Annotated in this window: 17 protein-coding genes, 1 tRNA gene and 1 pseudogene; 11 read left to right on the top strand and 8 right to left on the bottom strand. The window is 68.4% G+C overall.

All coding sequences use genetic code 11. From position 1 onward, the window contains the following. Positions 1-208 precede the first annotated feature (208 nt). From ACFVX6_RS24140 to ACFVX6_RS24105, 8 genes are all read left to right on the top strand, one after another. On the top strand, positions 209-2,773 hold the full coding sequence (locus tag ACFVX6_RS24140) for a Z1 domain-containing protein (RefSeq protein WP_389694645.1): 2,565 nt from the start codon (positions 209-211) through the stop codon (positions 2,771-2,773). After that, positions 2,770-3,780 (top strand): PD-(D/E)XK motif protein, encoded by a 1,011-nt coding sequence (locus tag ACFVX6_RS24135; protein WP_389694643.1) that lies wholly within the window; start codon positions 2,770-2,772, stop codon positions 3,778-3,780. The genes ACFVX6_RS24140 and ACFVX6_RS24135 overlap by 4 nt, the downstream gene beginning before the upstream one ends. After that, entirely contained in the window at positions 3,777-5,600 is a 1,824-nt protein-coding gene (locus ACFVX6_RS24130) for a hypothetical protein (protein WP_389694641.1), read from the top strand. Before ACFVX6_RS24135 ends, ACFVX6_RS24130 begins: the two co-directional genes overlap by 4 nt. After that, entirely contained in the window at positions 5,597-6,523 is a 927-nt protein-coding gene (locus ACFVX6_RS24125) for a hypothetical protein (RefSeq protein WP_389694639.1), read from the top strand. Before ACFVX6_RS24130 ends, ACFVX6_RS24125 begins: the two co-directional genes overlap by 4 nt. Then, complete coding sequence (locus ACFVX6_RS24120; protein WP_389694637.1) at positions 6,495-7,256, top strand: DUF6339 family protein; 762 nt, start codon at positions 6,495-6,497, stop codon at positions 7,254-7,256. Before ACFVX6_RS24125 ends, ACFVX6_RS24120 begins: the two co-directional genes overlap by 29 nt. A 316-nt stretch (positions 7,257-7,572) precedes the next feature. Continuing rightward, the gene (locus ACFVX6_RS24115; protein WP_389694635.1) at positions 7,573-7,995 is read left to right on the top strand and encodes a hypothetical protein; all 423 of its coding nucleotides are present in this window, start codon (positions 7,573-7,575) and stop codon (positions 7,993-7,995) included. A 168-nt stretch (positions 7,996-8,163) separates the two neighbouring features. Further along, entirely contained in the window at positions 8,164-8,394 is a 231-nt protein-coding gene (locus ACFVX6_RS24110) for a pentapeptide repeat-containing protein (protein WP_389694633.1), read from the top strand. Then, a tRNA-Pro gene (locus ACFVX6_RS24105) sits at positions 8,385-8,457 on the top strand. The genes ACFVX6_RS24110 and ACFVX6_RS24105 overlap by 10 nt, the downstream gene beginning before the upstream one ends. A 319-nt stretch (positions 8,458-8,776) precedes the next feature. Here the strand turns inward: ACFVX6_RS24105 and ACFVX6_RS24100 are convergent. The 4 genes and pseudogenes from ACFVX6_RS24100 to ACFVX6_RS24085 all read right to left on the bottom strand — a co-directional run bounded on the left by ACFVX6_RS24100 (position 8,777) and on the right by ACFVX6_RS24085 (position 10,590). Next, positions 8,777-9,121: a hypothetical protein gene (locus ACFVX6_RS24100; protein ID WP_389694631.1), complete on the bottom strand. Its 345-nt coding sequence runs from the start codon at positions 9,119-9,121 to the stop codon at positions 8,777-8,779. 239 nt (positions 9,122-9,360) lie between these two features. After that, the gene (locus ACFVX6_RS24095; protein ID WP_389694629.1) at positions 9,361-9,840 is read right to left on the bottom strand and encodes a winged helix-turn-helix domain-containing protein; all 480 of its coding nucleotides are present in this window, start codon (positions 9,838-9,840) and stop codon (positions 9,361-9,363) included. Then, positions 9,837-10,061, bottom strand: coding sequence for a hypothetical protein (locus ACFVX6_RS24090; protein ID WP_389694627.1), 225 nt, complete (start codon positions 10,059-10,061; stop codon positions 9,837-9,839). Before ACFVX6_RS24090 ends, ACFVX6_RS24095 begins: the two co-directional genes overlap by 4 nt. Positions 10,062-10,312: 251 nt before the next feature. Next, positions 10,313-10,590: pseudogene (locus ACFVX6_RS24085) on the bottom strand (hypothetical protein). Between the two features lie 78 nt (positions 10,591-10,668). Here ACFVX6_RS24085 and ACFVX6_RS24080 point away from each other — a divergent pair. The 3 genes from ACFVX6_RS24080 (at position 10,669) to ACFVX6_RS24070 (ending at position 13,105) form a co-directional block, all read left to right on the top strand. Next, entirely contained in the window at positions 10,669-11,424 is a 756-nt protein-coding gene (locus ACFVX6_RS24080; protein ID WP_389694625.1) for a GntR family transcriptional regulator, read from the top strand. A 71-nt stretch (positions 11,425-11,495) separates the two neighbouring features. Next, on the top strand, positions 11,496-12,218 hold the full coding sequence (locus ACFVX6_RS24075; RefSeq protein WP_389694623.1) for a hypothetical protein: 723 nt from the start codon (positions 11,496-11,498) through the stop codon (positions 12,216-12,218). A gap of 653 nt (positions 12,219-12,871) precedes the next feature. Continuing rightward, the gene (locus tag ACFVX6_RS24070; RefSeq protein WP_389694621.1) at positions 12,872-13,105 is read left to right on the top strand and encodes a hypothetical protein; all 234 of its coding nucleotides are present in this window, start codon (positions 12,872-12,874) and stop codon (positions 13,103-13,105) included. Between the two features lie 657 nt (positions 13,106-13,762). Here ACFVX6_RS24070 and ACFVX6_RS24065 read toward each other — a convergent pair. The 4 genes from ACFVX6_RS24065 to ACFVX6_RS24050 form a co-directional block, all read right to left on the bottom strand. Further along, positions 13,763-14,233, bottom strand: coding sequence for a hypothetical protein (locus tag ACFVX6_RS24065; protein ID WP_389694619.1), 471 nt, complete (start codon positions 14,231-14,233; stop codon positions 13,763-13,765). A 404-nt stretch (positions 14,234-14,637) separates the two neighbouring features. Next, positions 14,638-14,832, bottom strand: a complete 195-nt coding sequence (locus tag ACFVX6_RS24060) for a hypothetical protein (RefSeq protein WP_250739483.1) — start codon at positions 14,830-14,832, stop codon at positions 14,638-14,640. 130 nt (positions 14,833-14,962) lie between these two features. Next, positions 14,963-15,418 carry an HD domain-containing protein gene (locus ACFVX6_RS24055; RefSeq protein ID WP_389694617.1) on the bottom strand — a complete coding sequence of 152 codons (456 nt, stop codon included), beginning with the start codon at positions 15,416-15,418 and terminating at the stop codon, positions 14,963-14,965. Beyond that, positions 15,415-16,812, bottom strand: a complete 1,398-nt coding sequence (locus ACFVX6_RS24050; protein ID WP_389694615.1) for a pyridoxal phosphate-dependent decarboxylase family protein — start codon at positions 16,810-16,812, stop codon at positions 15,415-15,417. The genes ACFVX6_RS24055 and ACFVX6_RS24050 overlap by 4 nt, the downstream gene beginning before the upstream one ends. Positions 16,813-16,909 lie beyond the last annotated feature (97 nt).

Below are 16,909 nucleotides of genomic sequence, written 5' to 3'. Positions count from 1 at the left end.
GTTCGCCTATTGCTTCAGAACGAAGAGGTCGCGGGTTCAAATCCCGCCACCCGGACGCTGTAGTATGAGGTCAGAGCCGGTTACCTTCAGGGGTAACCGGCCTTGCTTCGTTGTGCCGTGGCTGAGCGGGTGCCCGGTCGAGGTACGACGAGACTCGATTTCCCGTAACCCCCACATGCCTGTCGGTTGGTTTGGCTAGGGTCTGATCATGGACAAATTCGCCGCCGTCTTCATCGACTGGGTCGAGCGCTTCGGGCTGGAGAGTGCGCGTCAGCAGTTCGGCGGAATGTGCACCAGCGAGCAGATTGACGGATGGGTCTCGGAGTACGAGCGCCTTGTCGAGGGCGTCAAGATCGGCTACCCGCCGAAGATGCTCTCGGCCCCCGGGCTCAAGCCCTGGTACCCGGGGCCCATGCCACACCACAAGCGCTGGCCGGCCTTCCGTGACTCGCTGGACCGCCTGACTCCGGATGCGGTGGAGAAGCTGGACCAGTCGACGTCGAAGATCCTCGCTCACACCCACGGGCCCGACACGCCGAAATACCTAACCAAGGGTCTCGTCGTCGGCTACGTCCAGTCGGGAAAGACCACCAGCTTCACCGGCGTCGCGGCGAAGGCGGCCGACGTCGGCTACAAACTGGTCATCGTACTGTCGGGCATCCACAACGGTCTCCGTCGACAGACGCAGGACCGGCTTCAGGCCCAGCTCATCGACACTGCGGGCGACGGAGCCTGGTTCCCCCTGACCAACAGCACCAAGGACTTCCACACGCCCACGGCGACCTTCGCCGCGCACCAAGGGGGCGACCGCACGATCCTGATCGTGGCGAAGAAGCAGAAGGACGTCCTCACTAGGCTCCTGAGCTGGCTGACCTCTGCGGCGCTGGTCAATGTCCCGGCCCTGATCATCGACGACGAGGCCGACCAGGCGAGTGTCTCGACGCCGAGGATCAACCCTCAAATACGGGCCCTGCTCAAGTTGTTCCCGCGCTGCAGCTACATCGGCTACACGGCGACCCCGTTCGCCAACGTCCTCATCGACCCGGCTGTCCCGGACGAGCTGTATCCGGAGACGTTCATCCTCAATCTTCCCGAACCGGAGGGGTATTTCGGCGCGGAGAAGATCTTCGGGCGGCACGCCGTCGAGGGCGAGTACGCCGGTCCCCAGCTGGACGGCTACGACATGGTGCGCATCGTGCCGGACAAAACCGTTGCGCAGATCCGGCCCGTGGGCCGCGGGTCGGAGAACGGTTTCGTACCGACAATCACCGACGAGCTGGCTGCATCGCTCGCCTACTTCGTCCTCGCGACCGCGGCACGACGACACCGCGGCGACGACAGCCACTCCACCATGCTCGTTCACACCGGTATGAAGACGGTCATCCACAACGCCTACCGGGCTCCTCTGAACCGTTTCCTCAAGAACCTCGGCGCCGCGGTCGTCCGGCAGGACCAGGACACGCTCTCCCGGCTGCGGCTGCTGTGGGACGAGGAGACCGGGCGGGTTCCGGCCTCGCTGTTCGCCGGCCTGGGCCCCGTCTCCTTCGACGAACTGATGGTGCACCTCCCCTCGGTCCTCACCGAGGTGAAGGTGGTCGTCGACAACTTCCGCAGCCGCGACCGGCTGGACTACCGGGGCACGAAACCGGTGGTTGCGGTCGCGGTCGGCGGCAATACACTCTCCCGTGGCCTCACCCTGGAAGGTCTGGTCGTGAGCTTCTTCGTCCGCTCGGCCAACACGTACGACACCCTGCTCCAGATGGGCCGCTGGTTCGGCTTCCGGGACGGCTACGAGGACCTTCCACGGATCTGGATGACCTCCGGTCTCAAGGCGGACTTCCGACACCTGGCAACCGTCGAGGCGGAGATCCGTCTCGACATCGGCCGTTACGAGGAGCAGAACCTCTCGCCGCGCGAGGTGGGAGTGCGGATCAGGACCCACCCCGTACTCAATATCACCGCGAAGATGGGCGCTGCACGCATTTCCTATGCCTCGTACGGTGGCCGACGGGTACAGACCCGGTATTTCCGCGAGAACGACCGCGATTGGCTCCGCACCAACCTCGAGGCAGCAGCCGGGCTGGTGACCGCAGCCGTCGACGAGGGCGTCAAGGTCGACGACCGAGGGGACGGCACGGTGATCCTTCGCGACGTAGATGTCGCCGAGGTCCTCACGTTCCTCGACACCTACAAGGTTCACGAGGAGTCGCCCGATCTGGACCCGCGCCTCGTGACCGCGTACATCGGCAAGGAGAACCGGCGCTCCAGCCCCTCGCTGCTGACGTGGAACGTCGCGCTGATGGGAGCACCTCCCGGCGACGACACCCACGTCGTCGACTTCGGCGGCGGGATCCGGCTCGGCACGGTGAACCGCTCCCTCATCAAGGACACGGGCGGCGACAGGGCCGACATCAAGACGCTCATGTCCAAGGACCACCGGGTCGTGGACATGGACATCAGCGCGTCGGCGGCACGCGGAAAGTCCGAAGGCGCACTGGTGGACCTGCGCAACGCGAGCGTTGAACACGCCACGACAGGACTGCTCCTGCTGTATCCCATCGCACGGGATTCCGAGCCCGAGCCGGCCAACGCCGACTCGCGCGTGCCGTTCAACGCCGCCGACCACGTGATCGGCATGGCGCTGGTCTTCCCCGGCAACGCGGACGACAAGGTGAGCAACAAGTACGTGCAGGTGGACACCAGTGGCGTGGACACCTCCGAATACGACGAGGAGAACAACGCCCTCGACGACCCGGACCCGGAGACGCCATGACGACGAGCACCCACGCCTGGCAGTATCGACTTCGGACACACTGGGCCGTACTGAGAACACGCCGCGATCCCGCGGGCATGGCCACCAGCGCCCTGGGCATCACCGTCGGAAACGGCGCCCAGATCCTGGTCGGTGTCGACTCGGGCGGAGATCACCACCTACTCGTGCCCATCGACGACAACGTGATTTCCGAGGACTCGCAGGCCGCGTACATCACCATTCGGCGCCGTGAACTCCGCATCCACGGCACGACCCGGGCCTACGCCGACGTCACCTGTCACCGTGCCGACCTGGCCGAGCTGTTCGACGACGTACTCGCCGCCATGATCGACCAACTCGAGTCCAACACGGGCGAGCGGCCCGATGCCGTGTGCAAGCGAGTCCTGAACGAGTGGCGGGAACTCCTTCGCCGTCGCCACGGGCTGCTCGGCGAGGAGGCTTTGCGGGGTCTGTTCGGAGAGCTCGTCGTCCTCGAGAAGATCCTGGACTCGGCCCGCGCGCACACCCTTTCGGTGTGGTGCGGGCCGAACCGGGATCCCCACGACTTTCGCCTGTCGGGCGGCGACCTGGAAGTCAAAACCCTGGGTATGACCGGGTCGACGGTCCGGATCCATGGTGTCGGGCAACTCCAACCACCCGTGAACGGCGACCTGCACCTCGTCGTGGTCCGGCTCTCCTCCGACCCCGACGGCCTCAGCCTGCCCGACCTCGTGGACCGGATCACACCGAAGACCGATGGTCGCCGGGCGTTCGACGACGCCCTTGCCCGAGCCGGCTACGTCGGGATCGATGCCGAGCACTACCGTGACCGCCGTTTCGTGGTCCCGCAGATCGTCGCCCTGCCGGTCACCGACGGCTTTCCACGGGTGGTGCCCTCGTCGCTGGTCGCGGCGCTGCCGGTCGAGATCAGCGCCCTCTCATACACGTTGGATCTGTCGTTGTTGCTGGCCACGTCACTCACCGGACCCGAGGTCGCGGTGCTGTTCGAGAACGGGACCCTGTCGTGAGGCCGCAGCCCCGTTGGTGGTCCGAGCCGGTCGCCGCGACGGGGTCGGCCAAGGCCGACGGAGTGCGCAAGCAGCTCGGGACCCCTCGGATGGATCCCCTGACGGTCCTGGTTCGCGAGAGCGCCCAGAACAGCTGGGACGCTGCTGTCCCCAACGGGGGCGTCGTCCGGTACGGCATCGACCTGTCGCGGCCGGGACCCGAGCAGCTGTTGCGCTGGCGGTCCCTGTTGTGCCCGGAACCGGAAGGCACCGACCTCGGTGTCGACGCGCTCTTCGGTTCGGGCCACCCCGTCATGGCAGTGATCAGTGACCGCGGCACCCAGGGACTGGGCGGTCCGCTGCGAGCCGACGTGGCCCTCGCGCCGGGAGCCGATTTCGTCAACCTCCTGCGCAACATCGGTGAGCCCCGCGATCGACCAGTCACTGGCGGCACCTACGGATTCGGCAAGGGCGTCCTGTTCACGAGCAGTGGCATAGGAACCATTCTGGTCCGCACCCGGTGCCGGTGGGAGGACGGTCTGCAGACCCGGCTGATCGCCGCCACGCTGGGAACCAGGTTCCAGCGTGACGGACGCGCCTACACCGGCCGGCATTGGTGGGGCGAGGTCCTCGATGGGGTCCCCGACCCGTTGCTGGACGCCGAAGCCGACGGCGTGGCCGACTTCCTCGGTCTGCCGCCGATGCACCCGGGCGAGACGGGCACCGACATCGTCATCGTCGGTGCCGCTCTCGGATCGATCGTCGGGGACGGTGACGATGACGAGGAGCGGCCCCGTACCGTCCGACAGGCCGCCGAACACCTCGCCTCGGCCATGATGTGGCACTTGTGGCCGCTCATGCTGACCGACGACACCGGGGTGGCACGCCTTCAGTGCCGGGTCACCGCCGATGGCGTGGACGTCCCCGTGCCCGATCCCGTGGACGAGCCGTGCATCAGGCCCTTCGTCGACGCCTACCGTGCACTGGACACCGCGCCGACCATCGTCCGGCGCAGACGCCCCGCGACCGTATTGGGCCGCCTTGCCATCCGTCCCGGCATCGCCCCCATCCACCTGACCACCGCATCCCTGGCCGCTCCGTTCACGGGTCCGGCCCACCACTGCGCCCGGATGCGTGGGCCTCGGTTGATCGTCGACTACCTCGAGGGCGCCCGGCCGGCGAACGACGCGGTGCAGTACGGCGCAGTGTTCCTCGCCGACCCCGAGCACGACCGGGTCTTCGCCGACGCGGAGCCTCCGACCCACGACGCCTGGGTGCCCGACAAGCTCGTCGGCGAGGCACGAAGCATCGTCCGCCGAGCCGAGGCGGAACTCCGCACCGAGCTCACGGCCTACGTCGACCGACACGGCGACACCACGCTCGGCGGCGGAAGCCAGCCACCGCTCGGCGCGCTCTCCCATCGCTTGGCCGGACTGATTCCCACTGCGAGCGGCCCCGGCGCCGACGGGGGAACGGGGGTGCCCCGACCGAGTGGCTCCGGCGGTCCCGCAGCGGCGTGGATCACCCGCGCGCCCCGCATGGTCCGTCTGGACGGCGTGGCGCGCATCGTCACTCACTTCCAGGTACGCGCCGCCTCACGGCCGGTGACGGTACGAGTCGTCACGTCCGTCGCCCTAGACGTCGGCAGCGAGAGCACTCCGCCGGTCGGCGCCGCCGTCCCGGCAGTGTTGGAACTGCGTGACGAGGACGGCCGAACGGTTCCCGGCGACACCGTCACGGTGGGTCCGGGGGACGGTCGGGCCTGGACCGCGATCATCCGCCCCGCCGGCGGAACAGCGGCCAGGGTTCGGCTGTTCCACACCGAGGAGGGTGACGAGTGAGCCGGGCAGTTCCTCCCTTCCTGATACCCGAAGCAGATGTGATCACCGCTCGTCCGTGGCTGCTCCACCAGGACAACGGGACGGTCGCGTTGCCGCCGTTCCTCCCCGACTGGGACTACAACACCGATCTACACCTGACGCGCGAAGTCTGTGTCGACACGGCCCGTGCCCGACGGGACGCCTCACTGCCCGCCGACGCGCCGCTGCTCCTCGTCGTGGAATGGACAGCAGTCGCGGCACAGACCTCCGACCGCGCCTGCCGCCTTCCGGTGCCCCACGGCGGTGGGGTCACGCTTGCCGTGGACATCCGCGGGGCGCTCCTCGGCGGTGCGCTGATCCTCACCACCCGCCTCGTTCTCGGCCAGGACGTCCCGACCTCCGATCCCTTCCTCGCCCAACGCGCGGGCGACGTCCTGTACGAGGACGTCTCCCGGACCGAGTTGCAGGGTTCGGCGGGCAGGCTGCCCACCTACGTCGTGGACTTCGCGGAGGCCGGGTTCGACCCCGACGCGCGCTGGCACGTCGAACTGCCCACGAGCCTGACCGAACCGGCGGCGGCCGCCGTACGGCTCTACCTGAACGGCACCGACAAGGAGGTCGTCAACGCCGCGAAGAAGGCCGCCACACCGACACCCATACAACAGCGGATCCTCGCGTGGATGGAGACGGACCTGGCCGGCCACCTGGTCGAGTCGGCACTGCGATCCGAGTGGCGCGAGACACTCCACGACTACTCCGACGAGGTCGACAGCATCGGCGCAAGCTTCGCCATTCTGCTGACCACCCTGTTCCCCCACGAATCCCCGGCCGCGCTCGCAGCGATGCGTGACAGCGACCCCGGCCGATTCCGCTCCCGCCTCCAGGGTGCGCTGAGACGGATGCGAGCACACCGCGATGACCACGCTGTACCCCCGGCTGTCTGATGTCGAGGGCCGGATGCGGCTCGACCTGATCCGGACCCTGGACGTTCACGCGCTTGCCGGCGAATCGCGCCTGGACCACCCGAAGGTCTACGCGCCGACGGGCGGAATACCCGCCAGCCGCGCACACCTGGAGGACGTTGCCGCCGCGATCCGGCGGTGCGCCAAGGGCTTCGGCTACCCCGACGGCATCGGATCCACCACACGCGGCTTCGACCGGGCCCTCGCCGCAGTCGTGTTCGAGGACACGGACATGGCCCCTGCCGAGGCCGCCGCACCCGAGGTATGGACGTACATGGCGACCCTGCTGGTCCCCGACGTCGTCATGTGGCGCTGGCAGCCGAAAAACAACGACGAACGATGGATCGGCCGAGGCCTCGTCAGGCACACCTTCGGCCGTCTGTGGTGGCAGGCCTACGCGCTCGGCGTCCCTGACGGTGACGGACGTGACTACGCGCTGCTGGACACCCTGTCCGAGACGGACCTCAACCAGATCTTCGAACGTCGCAGCATTGGAGGGACACCGCCGCTGGCACGTGCCCTCGTGTCGGCACTCGCCGACGCACGTGTCGCCGGGTCGGGGGTTCCACGCCGCGAGGTCGTTCGTGACGTGACCAAACGGGTCTGTCGACTCGTCCCGTTCACTTCGTTCCTCAGCCTCGACGAACCACAGATCCGGGGGCGCATGCACGACGTCGTCACCGAGTCCTTGGAGGCCCTGACTCCGAAGGGCTGACGCCCCCGGCAGGGGCCCGCCGTCGGCGCTCGGAGTCGTCCCTCAGACTGGACCCGTGGATGACCAGAAGCACGAGGATGCATACGACCGCTGGCGAGCTGCGTTGCACGCACTGGTTTCGGATGCGCACGGCCTCGAAGGTTGGCAGGACCAACGGTTTCGTTTCGCCCACGGGCTCGGGAGGTTGCTAACCGAGTCCCCACCGGGCCTGACAGCCGTCACGGGTCCGGCCCTGTACGGCGTCTTCACCTCGGGGGTTGGCCTCTGTTATGTGGGTCAAACGCTGGAGGCACAGCGCCGGTTGAGGGATCTCCCCGTGGGAGAGAGTCACCACCTGGCCAACACCCTGCCTCCCGAGGTCTGGGAGCGGGTTGTCGTGGTGCGCTGGCCGGAGCTCGTCGCCAGGGCCCCTGCCGCCGACCGTGCGGCCGTGGCCCAGCTGGGTCCGGCCGTGTGCGGGCTTGTCCTGGAGCACCGGCTCCAACTGGCCACGTCACCACCGCTCAACAGCCGGCGCAGGCAGGCCGACGGGGCTTGGCGCCTGCGGAACCAGGCGGCGAGCCGATCGCGGGGGGCTGTCCACGCCGACGCCTTGACCGGTCTGTGGCAGGTCACGTGGGAGGTGTGGCAGGAGCTGGCCGCCACCGCGGCCCCTGAGGAAAGCCCTGTCGGTCCCCTCACCGACGTGGCCCGGGTGGTCTTTCCGGCCGTTCTGTCCCGTTACCCCACCGTTGGATAGGAGCGTCCGCGCTCGCTCTGCGGGGCGACCCACAGGGCCGGCCGGGTGGGGGCAGGTCTTTGGCGGGTAAGAGCGCGAACCGGGGTCCGGGGCCGTCACCTCGGAGCTCCAGGCCACCCTGTTCGTGCTGGACAGACGCCCGGTACGGGGCTGAGCCCGCCTGACCAGATGCGACCTCAGCCAGCCCGATCTGGGGAACATGGACCGGGCGAACACCTGGCTCCCGGAGCCGATCTGACCGACTCGATCCTCACGAAGGCCGTGTTCAGCGGGGCCAATCTGCGCGGGGCGGGCCTCGACCGCGCCGCGATCTCCGGTGTCCGGCTGTGGGGGGGGACCTGCGCGGCACCGACCAGCGCAGGGCCGAGGGGTACTACAAGGGTGGACATCGGTGTGTAGCGCAGCTTGACAGCGTGCTTCGTTCGGGACGAAGTGGTGGTGGGTTCAATCACGCCACCCCGAGTCGTAGGATCAGGTCAAGGGCTTGATCTGCATCGCAGGTCAGGCCCTCCCTGTGACTCTGTAGGCGGCTCTCCGGAGCCGATCGTGTGGTCGCCCACGCAGCGGCGTCCCGTGCCTGACGGCTGTCGCTGACGGCAACGTGGGCGTACATCAACGGGTCCGTGCTGACTGAGCAGGCCTTCCGCTGTAGCGGGAGCCGACTGGTTGCCTGGCCCCATGCGTAGCTGGGCGAACTTACAAAGCAGCTGCCGTCGAACACGGTTTGCCAGTGAGGCCCCCAGCAATCCGCAGGGGCCTCACTGGCGTCAAAGTGTGTCCACTAGCCAAAGGCTCCTGGCCGGCAAGGAGCTTCGATGCCCTCCTGACGCGTGGGGGGTGGTGGTATCGCCAGGCGGTGGCCGCGGCTTGTGGCTACGCGGAGCGTGTCCCTCAGGGTTCCAGTCAGGTCGGCTGCCAGGAGCCGGAGTTCGTCTGAATCCGCCTTCTCGTCTGCGAGGACTTCAAGGGCATGGTCTAGGAGCTCGGAGGCCAAGCCGAGTTGCACTGCCTCGGTGTTGTCAGCGAGGCGGGACAGGCAGCCGGCGTTGCCGTCGGCGCTCAGGAAGCAGGGTTTACCGTCGGGGCCCGACCATGGCAAGAGTCGCAGCTCGTTGTGGGGTGTCATCGTTCCCCCCTCCTGGCTTCGGCCGTGTGGCGAGTGGTGAAGACGGCATCGGCGCGGTCGCCGGGGAGTGCCAGGAGGGCCGCCTCGACCGGTGGTGTCAGTCGCCACGCGTGTGATCGAGAGGATGGCCAGGGTCGAGCTGATGCGAAGGGTCGTCGCTTCGGCCGGAGTTGGGAGGCGGGTGCTTACCGTTTCCCGGACCATGGACAGTCGTGGGCGCTGGTCTGGTACTCGTGCGGTTAGGAGTCCTTCCGGGACGTTGGCCGGCGCCAGGTCTCGGGGGGCGTAGATGCAAGCCAGGCTGTGCGGTGTCTTCCCCTCGTGGCTGTGAGGCAGAGGAACTCCGTCAGGGGGCTGCGGGGCGAGACCTTGAGGAGGGCGCTCAGATGGCCGTGCGCTCGGAGATTGGTGGCGCGGACCGTGGTGTGGAGCGCCTCCTCGGTCGGGGCCGGTGCGCTCGGCGTGTGTCCGCCGCCGATGTGTGTGGTCTTGCGGAGTGGGTGGCGGACGAAGTTGCCGCTGCCGTGGATCTTCTCTACTAGGCCTTCGGCTTGGAGGAGGGCGAGGGCGTTCCGGAGGGTGGGGGTGCTGACTGCGTAATGGGCGGCCAGGCGGGCTTCTGAGGGGAGGCGTTCACCGGCCTTCAAGTGGCCCTTCGAGATCTGGGCCCGGAGGTCGTCGGCGATGGCGTGGCGTCGGGACGGTGCGGGTTGGGTCACCAGTTCCTCCGCATTCGGAGGGCGACGAGGCGGGTTCGGGCGTGCATGGTCAGGAGTTCGCCCGACTCGAAGCAGAGTCGTTTCGCGCTGGCGGGGAGCTGGATCAAGTCGATGACGCGGCATGGCTGGCCGCCGATCTGGATTACGTCGCCGCGTTGGACGGTGGTTGAAGTGATCTCCACGTTCGTGGCAAGGGCTCCGCTTGGGGTCCATCCGTTCACTGGGCCACCTGCCGCGGTTCGGGACGGTCGTTGGGGGTGTGGCAGGGGCAGTCGCAGGCCTCGTAGATCACGGGGACGCCTACCGGAGCCGTGGCGGGGGACGACTGTGCGCACTCGTGGTGAGTGCCGATCGGGCACGGGCTCGATCGGTAGGGGGTGGGGTCCGTGGCGGGCGGTAATGCCGGCCGGAGGGGGCGCCCCCTGGTGCGGGCGGTGGTGGGGACCATACGGTTCAACATGCTGATCAGCTCCTACTGCTGTCGGCCAGGTCCCCGGACGTCGCCCGCCGCGGGGACCGCTTTGCGTACGGCGGCCCATAGGGTGCTGCCGGTCAAGCTGCTGGCTAGGAGCCCGAATCTGTCGGCCTCCGCCACCACTTCCAGGACCGCCCGCCATGCGGAGGCGGCCAGCGTTTCGGCACCTCCGCTTCGATCGACGTGTAGTGGGCGCGCTCCTCCACTCGCGTGGTCAGGCCCAGGGCGGACAGTCGGGCGGCGATGCTCTCGGCTCTTGATTCCGAAGCGGGCACCGAGGGCCTCCGTCGCCGAGTGAACACGTTGAGTGAATCTAGTTAACTAGATTAGAGCTAGTGGACTAGATTTTCTACATGCCTGAGCAGCCGCCTTATCTCCGTATCGCCGACGTACTGCGGCAGCGGATCGCGGAGCATGACTGGAACGTTGGGGACCGGCTCCCCTCGCGGACGCAGATCGCCGAGGAGTGTGGTGTCGGCGAGAACGTCGTTCGTCGCGCGCAGGAGCTCTTGATCTCCCAGGGTGTGCTGGAGGGGCGAGCGGGCTCGGGTACGTACGTCGCGGAGCCACGGCAGCGGGTGCGGGTTGTTCGGTCGTCCGCTCGTGAGCAGCCCGGCGGTTCTCCCTTCCGTGCGGACATGCAGGCCTTGGGCAGGCAGGGGAACTGGGAGAGTCGGACCGAGGCGAAGGTTCCCGCGCCGGTCGAGATCGCCGCGCGTCTCGGGATCTCGGTTGGGGAGCTGTGCGTGCGCACGGTGTACGAGTTCCTTGCCGATGGCAAGCCGGTGCAGTTGTCGACGAGTTGGGAGCCGTACGAGCTCACCGCCGGCACACTCGTGATCCTGCCCGAGGGTGGGCCGCATGCCGGTGCTGGCGTCGTGAACCGGATGGCCGTCATTGGGATCACGGTCAGCCATGCCGTGGAGCAGCCGGAGCCGCGGCAGGCGACCGCCGAGGAGGCATCGCTTCTCGGGATTCAGAAGGCTGCCCTGGTGACCCATATCCGGCGGACCTACTACAGCGACCAGGGGCGCCCCGTGGAGACAGCCGACATCGTCATTCCCGTCGCACTGTGCGAGGTCGTGTACGAGATTCCGATCAGGAGCTAAGGGCTGCCAGGTGGAGGGTCGGCGTCTGGGTCCAGCCCCAGGAGTCAGACCCGGACGGCATGATGTCCTCCGTGACGAACAGCGCAGACCTGCATCCTGACCGGATACCGGGGTACGACGGCGGCCCCCTCACGCACGAGGCCGGGTTCCTGGACGAGCCGTTGTTCTGGCTTGGACACCTCGGCTCGTGCGTCCATTCCGAGGGAGCCGCGGAGCTGCTCTTCGGCGCTGACTACGACGCGGCAGGCGAGTTCCAACGGCGGTTGTGGGAGCAGGCCAAGTGGCCGACGTTCACCATCCCCCTTGCCGGTGATCACCGTCTCCACGTCGTCTATCGCACCCTCACGGGCGAGGCCGGCACCGACTATCTCCTCCACCACCCCGACTGGGAGGAGGCCGAACACCTGGCCCAGGACGACGGGCATTTCATGGGGCCGGGCCTGTCCTGGCCCGAGCTGGTGGCTGCCGCGGACAACGCACTGCCCGGCGGGAGTACCACCGACCCGCATGCTCGGCTGCTACTCCTGCTTCCCGCGTTGGGTGACGACGAACTACCCGACGATGCTGTGGACCGCCTAGCGGCCGCGCTGCGCGCTTGTACGGGCGTGGAGGACCCCGAGGCACTCGGAACCATCCTGCTAGACGCTCAGGGGGCGCCAGGCCCCGCGCGCTGGACAACAGACGGCCGCGGTTGCGCCGTCAACGACGGCGAGTACTCCTCTCGCAACCCCGCCAACCACTTTGCCCTGCCAGCCGATCGGCTGTCCCGAGTGGCCGGCGCGCTCGCCCCTTGACCCGTGTACGCCCTCCCGACATGGTGTCCCGGCGCGTGTCTCCCGTATGCCCGACCGGCGGGGACCCTTGGGGGCACAGTGGGAACAGCGGCGAGAGGGCAGGAAACCGGCTAGTCGGCGTCTCGGCTGGTCAGGCCAGGGGCGGGTACGCGATCTTCTTCAGCAGCATTCCGCGCACCTGGTGAAGGCGAGAGAGGGCAACCCACTGTGGGCGCGGAGCGCAAGGCTCGGATAGCCGACCTGGCCGTGACGGCGCAGCCTGTCTGGGACGAGAGCCGGAACGGTGGGGTTCTACAGGCTTTCCTGAAGGAGATCGGCTGTCACGGCGTGGACGCGGTCATGGTGACCAGGCAGGTGGTCGGGTGCAGCCTCGCCGAGGCTCAGACGATCTTCATCACCGCCCCTGCCGGGCCGCAGAGCTCGCCTTCCACAACTCCTTCATGGAAGGCCTTGAGAGGTCTCAGGACGACGTCTAGCCCCGCCGCTCCACGCTCCCCCCTGGGGTAGGTGCCCGTCGGGCCGCCAGGCGCCCGCTGAGGCCGCCAGCCACACTGTCGGCTTCCGTGAGGAACAGTGTCTCGCCGACCCCACGGAGAGTGGCAAACCTTAGATCTCCGGGCTACTCGCGCCTTAGGGTCCCGGTGGGAGGTCAAATGGCAGGCAAGAACGACTGGCGGAACCACCCGCGTTGGATCCTGGTGATCTTGGCACCAGTGCTGATCTTCTTGATTACAGAGGAAGACCCCGTCATGCGCGGCTTCCTGGCCGTAGGAATCCTCATGTGGGCGGTTCGCTACGGCCGCGAGTCGGAGAAGTGGCGGGCAGACAGAAGCCAGGCACAGTCAGCAACGCAGCCACCGCCACAGCGGACCGAGGGCTATCTGTAGCGGAGCGGCCCTCGCGCCGGGCTTCGGAGCCGTGTCTCCTGCGTGTCTGAAGGCGGAGTGATGCGCGGGGAGTCGCGGGGAACGACGGTGTGGGGGCTGGGAAGTTGCTGGTCAGTCCCTTGGCCGGTCAGCCCAGGGGCGGGTACGCGATCTTCCAAACTAGCTACGCGGGTTCGATTCCCGTCACCCGCTCAGAGACGCAAAGGGCCAGGTCAGAGGACGTTTCCTCGACCTGGCCCTTCGTCGTTCCCGGGGCCGTGATCAGCTCCGCGTGCCCCCCGTTGACGCGGCCGGCGCGTTGCCCGGATACCGAAGGGGTGGGAACTGCAGTCCGTTGCTCCCCCTCTTCCCGAACCGCCCTGGGCCAGGGCCGGTTGAAGTTGGCATCGCGGTCAGTCGCGCCGTGGAGCAGCCGAAGCCTCTCGGCGGGCGGCCGCCGGGGAGGCGGACGTACTACAGCGATTCATGGAGAGCCTTGAGCGGTCTCGGACCGACCTGGCCCTTCGTCGCCGCCGGGGGACGCGCCCCTCTTGCCGGGCTCGCGCTTCCCGCTGAGATCAATGAGCATCGCCCGCACGCCGACGGCGAACGAACTGGGTCGGCTTCTGCGAATTCGAAGAATAGGGTCGCGCGTCAGCACACGCCGCCTGGTTGAGGTTAGGCGTTATTGTAGTAGGAATAGCACGTGTAGGCCTGGCCGATGGTGTCCGACCTAGCGTTGGAAGTCAGCCCCGCCCTCACCCAGCCGCTCGCATAGTCGATGTTCACGACCCGCACCGAAGACATGTGCTGGACATTCGCCATGTAATTCGAATAGCACTGCTTCTTGGAGCCCGAAAACTCCCATCCGTAGCACCACTGGCCGTGAGAGACCTGCTGACAGCTGCCTCCCAGCGGCCGGACAGAGACTCCCGCCTTGGGGATTTCAATCTTCACCACACCCCACTCGGAGGGGTTGCCCAGCTCCGCCGGCGGCTTCACGCCGTCTCCACGCTTGTGCATGACGGGCTGCCCGGCCTTGAGAGTGGTGAGGTCGACAACGCGGGCGCTGCCGCTAGCGGTGCCCGCCCGAGAGCCGTCTGCAGCTGCTGGCGCGACAGAGCTAATGGCCGCGAGTGCCACGCTCACGAAACCCAAGGTTATCGCTCGACCGAATTTCCTCATGAAAAAACTTCCCCCTTTTCGACTCCCATGTGGAGTTCTCAAAAGGGATTTTCCATGAAGAAATTATGACGGTCAATCCAGTTAAACACCGACGAAGGGTCATTTGGCCGATTTGCGCGCCCGCTTCAGTGCAGATTGTCCGCGTTTACGCGCATCGCCAGCGACCCTTATCGCCCGACTTGCGGCCTGTCCGACTATCGGACAGATGGCTTGATTCCCTCAATGCGGGGGGAAGCGCTTGAACAGCGAGAACGCCGGACGGCCCTGCTCGGCGTGACTGATGTGCCGCGCATGTGCCGGGGCCGTCGAAGGCGGGTCGCGAGGGGTCCCCCCTCACGCCTCGCCCTCGACGTGAAGCCGGACCCGGATCAGAGCTTGATGCCCGCGATGGTGTCCGCGAGGGAGTTCAGGAAGCGGTTGACGTCCGGGGCGATGGAGCTGGACGCGAGGAAGAAGCCGAAGAGGACCGCGACGATCGCGGGGCCGGCCTTGAGGTGGCCTCCGCGGACGAGCACCACCAGGATGATCGCCAACAGAACCACTACTGACAGCGAAATGGCCACTTCTGATCACACCTTCGGTCGTCCCCTGGTCGGCCCGGGGCGCGGCCGTGCGCACCCCCACATGGTCCATCCTCCCACCAACGCGCCCCGGCTATCCGTCTCGTGACGAAGAGACAGTGATGCTTTTGCGTCAGGGGGCGCTGAGGCCGAGAAGGGAGCGGACATAGGCGTACTTCCCGGACAGCCTGTCGCGGGTGGGGGCGTCGAGGACCGCGAGGCGGGCGGGGTCCGCGTTGTGGGCCAGGTCGGCTTCCTTGACCAGGAGGGCGCCGGGGGTGGCGAGGATGCGGGCCGTGTACGCCTCGACCGGTTCGCCGGGGCGTTTGGTGACGGCCAGGACCATGTCCTTCACGGACTGCGGGAGTCCAGCCGAGTCCAGCCAGGCCGGGGTGAGGGCTTCGTCCTCGATCGCGTCGTGGAGCCAGGCCGCCGCCTGCTGTTCGGCGGTGCCGCCGCGGGCGCGGACGCCCTCGGCGACGGCGGCCAGGTGTTCGGCGTACGGGCGGCCGGCCTTGTCGGTCTGGCCCTCGTGCGCGGCGCGGGCGAGGGCCTCCACCTCGATGAGGGTGAGCGGGTCGCTGGTCATCCGAGCTCCTTCGCCGCCGTGTGGAGGGCCTGCGCGGCCCGGCGTACGTCTGCTTGTGTGGTGCGCCAGTTGGAGAACGCGGCGCGCAGGGCGGGGGTTCCCCCGTACGTCGTGGGGGTGACGAACACCTCCGGTCCCGCCGCTTCGCGCAGGGTTGTCAGGCGGGCCGGGGTGGGGGTGTTGGTGAGGGTGAAGCAGACCACGTTCAGGCGGACCGGGGCCAGGACGGTGAAGTACGGGTCCGCGGTGAGGGATTCGCCGAGGGCGCGGGCGCAGGCGATGTCCCGTTCCACGATCTCGCGGTGGCCCTCGCGGCCGTAGGCGCGCAGCGTGAACCAGGCGGCGAGGGCGCGCAGCCGGTGGGAGTTCTCCGGGGTGAGGTGCACCAGGTCGGGCTCGTCGCCGAGCGGGCCGAGGTAGGCGGCGGCGTTCTGGAATACGCGGGCCTGGAGGTCGCGGCGGCGGGTGAACTGGACGGCGCTGTCGTAGGGGACGTTGAGCCATTTGTGCAGGTCGACGCAGACGGAGTCGGAGGCGTCGAGGCCGTCGGTGAGGTGGGCGTGCTCCGGGGAGAGCGCGGCGAACGCGCCGAAGGCGGCGTCCGTGTGCAGCCAGAAGTCGTGGCGTTCGCGGAGGGCGGCGATGGCGCGGAGGTCGTCGAAGTCCACGGTGTTGACGGTGCCGGCGTTGGCGACGACCACGGCGGGCCGGCCGTGCGTGTCGGCGAGGGCGCGGTCCAGTGCGGCCGGGTCGACGGCCTCGCGGCCGGGCAGGGTCGGTACGGGGACCAGGGCGGCGCGGCCGAGTCCGAGGACGGAGAGGGCCTTGGCGATGGAGGAGTGCGGGGCGCCGGAAAGGACGCGGACCGGGCCGAGCGCGGCCGCGCCGTCCTCGGCCGGGGAGACGCCGAGGCGTTCGCCGAGCCATTCGCGGGCGATGGCCAGGCCGGTGGTGTTGGACATCGTCGCGCCGCTGACGAAGGTGCCGGTGTGGGCTGCGGAGAGGTGGAAGAGGTCACGGAGCCAGGTAATGGTCTCGCGTTCGAGGTCCTGGCCTCCGCCGTCCAGGGCGGAGTTGGAGTTCTGGTCGTGGGCCGCGGTGAGCCAGTCGCCCGCGAGGGCGGCGGGGGTGGCGCCGCCGGTGACGAAGCCGAGGTAGCGGGGGCCGGCGGAGGCCGACAGGCGCGGCGCCCAGCGCTCCGCGAAGGCCGCTAGGGCGGCCTCGGTGCCGGAGCCGTGCTCGGGAAGTGGTGGGGTCGGCTCCGCCGGGTGGGGTGGCGGTGCCGGTACGACGGGACGCGCGTCCAGTGCTGCGAGGGTTGCGGCGGCGGCGTCGCGGGTGGCGGCGAGGAGCTCGGGGAGGCGGGCCAGGTCGGCGGCGAGGGTGCGGTCCATGGGGGCACGGTAGGGAGCGCCGGGCCGCTGCGGACCGGCCAATCGGGAGGGAGTGGTCGGTGTCGTTGGCGGGCCGCGGGGCCGCTGTGCGGGCGGG

The sequence above is a fragment of the Streptomyces sp. NPDC058289 genome, from assembly GCF_042880975.1.
GTDB classification, from domain to species: domain Bacteria; phylum Actinomycetota; class Actinomycetes; order Streptomycetales; family Streptomycetaceae; genus Streptomyces; species Streptomyces stoeckheimensis.
The sequence above is the reverse complement of the archived record's forward strand: the minus strand, read 5'-3'. Positions and strand labels throughout refer to the sequence as shown.

What these genes read in the sequence shown, in the direction of transcription:
- ACFVX6_RS24140 (WP_389694645.1), top strand. Translation starts at nt 209, where the DNA reads ATGGACAAATTCGCCGCCGTCTTCATCGACTGGGTCGAGCGCTTCGGG.
- ACFVX6_RS24135 (WP_389694643.1), top strand. Translation starts at nt 2,770, where the DNA reads ATGACGACGAGCACCCACGCCTGGCAGTATCGACTTCGGACACACTGG.
- ACFVX6_RS24120 (WP_389694637.1), top strand. Translation starts at nt 6,495, where the DNA reads ATGACCACGCTGTACCCCCGGCTGTCTGATGTCGAGGGCCGGATGCGG.
- ACFVX6_RS24110 (WP_389694633.1), top strand. Translation starts at nt 8,164, where the DNA reads ATGCGACCTCAGCCAGCCCGATCTGGGGAACATGGACCGGGCGAACAC.
- ACFVX6_RS24100 (WP_389694631.1), bottom strand. Translation starts at nt 9,121, where the DNA reads ATGACACCCCACAACGAGCTGCGACTCTTGCCATGGTCGGGCCCCGAC.
- ACFVX6_RS24080 (WP_389694625.1), top strand. Translation starts at nt 10,669, where the DNA reads ATGCCTGAGCAGCCGCCTTATCTCCGTATCGCCGACGTACTGCGGCAG.
- ACFVX6_RS24070 (WP_389694621.1), top strand. Translation starts at nt 12,872, where the DNA reads ATGGCAGGCAAGAACGACTGGCGGAACCACCCGCGTTGGATCCTGGTG.
- ACFVX6_RS24055 (WP_389694617.1), bottom strand. Translation starts at nt 15,418, where the DNA reads ATGACCAGCGACCCGCTCACCCTCATCGAGGTGGAGGCCCTCGCCCGC.
- ACFVX6_RS24050 (WP_389694615.1), bottom strand. Translation starts at nt 16,812, where the DNA reads ATGGACCGCACCCTCGCCGCCGACCTGGCCCGCCTCCCCGAGCTCCTC.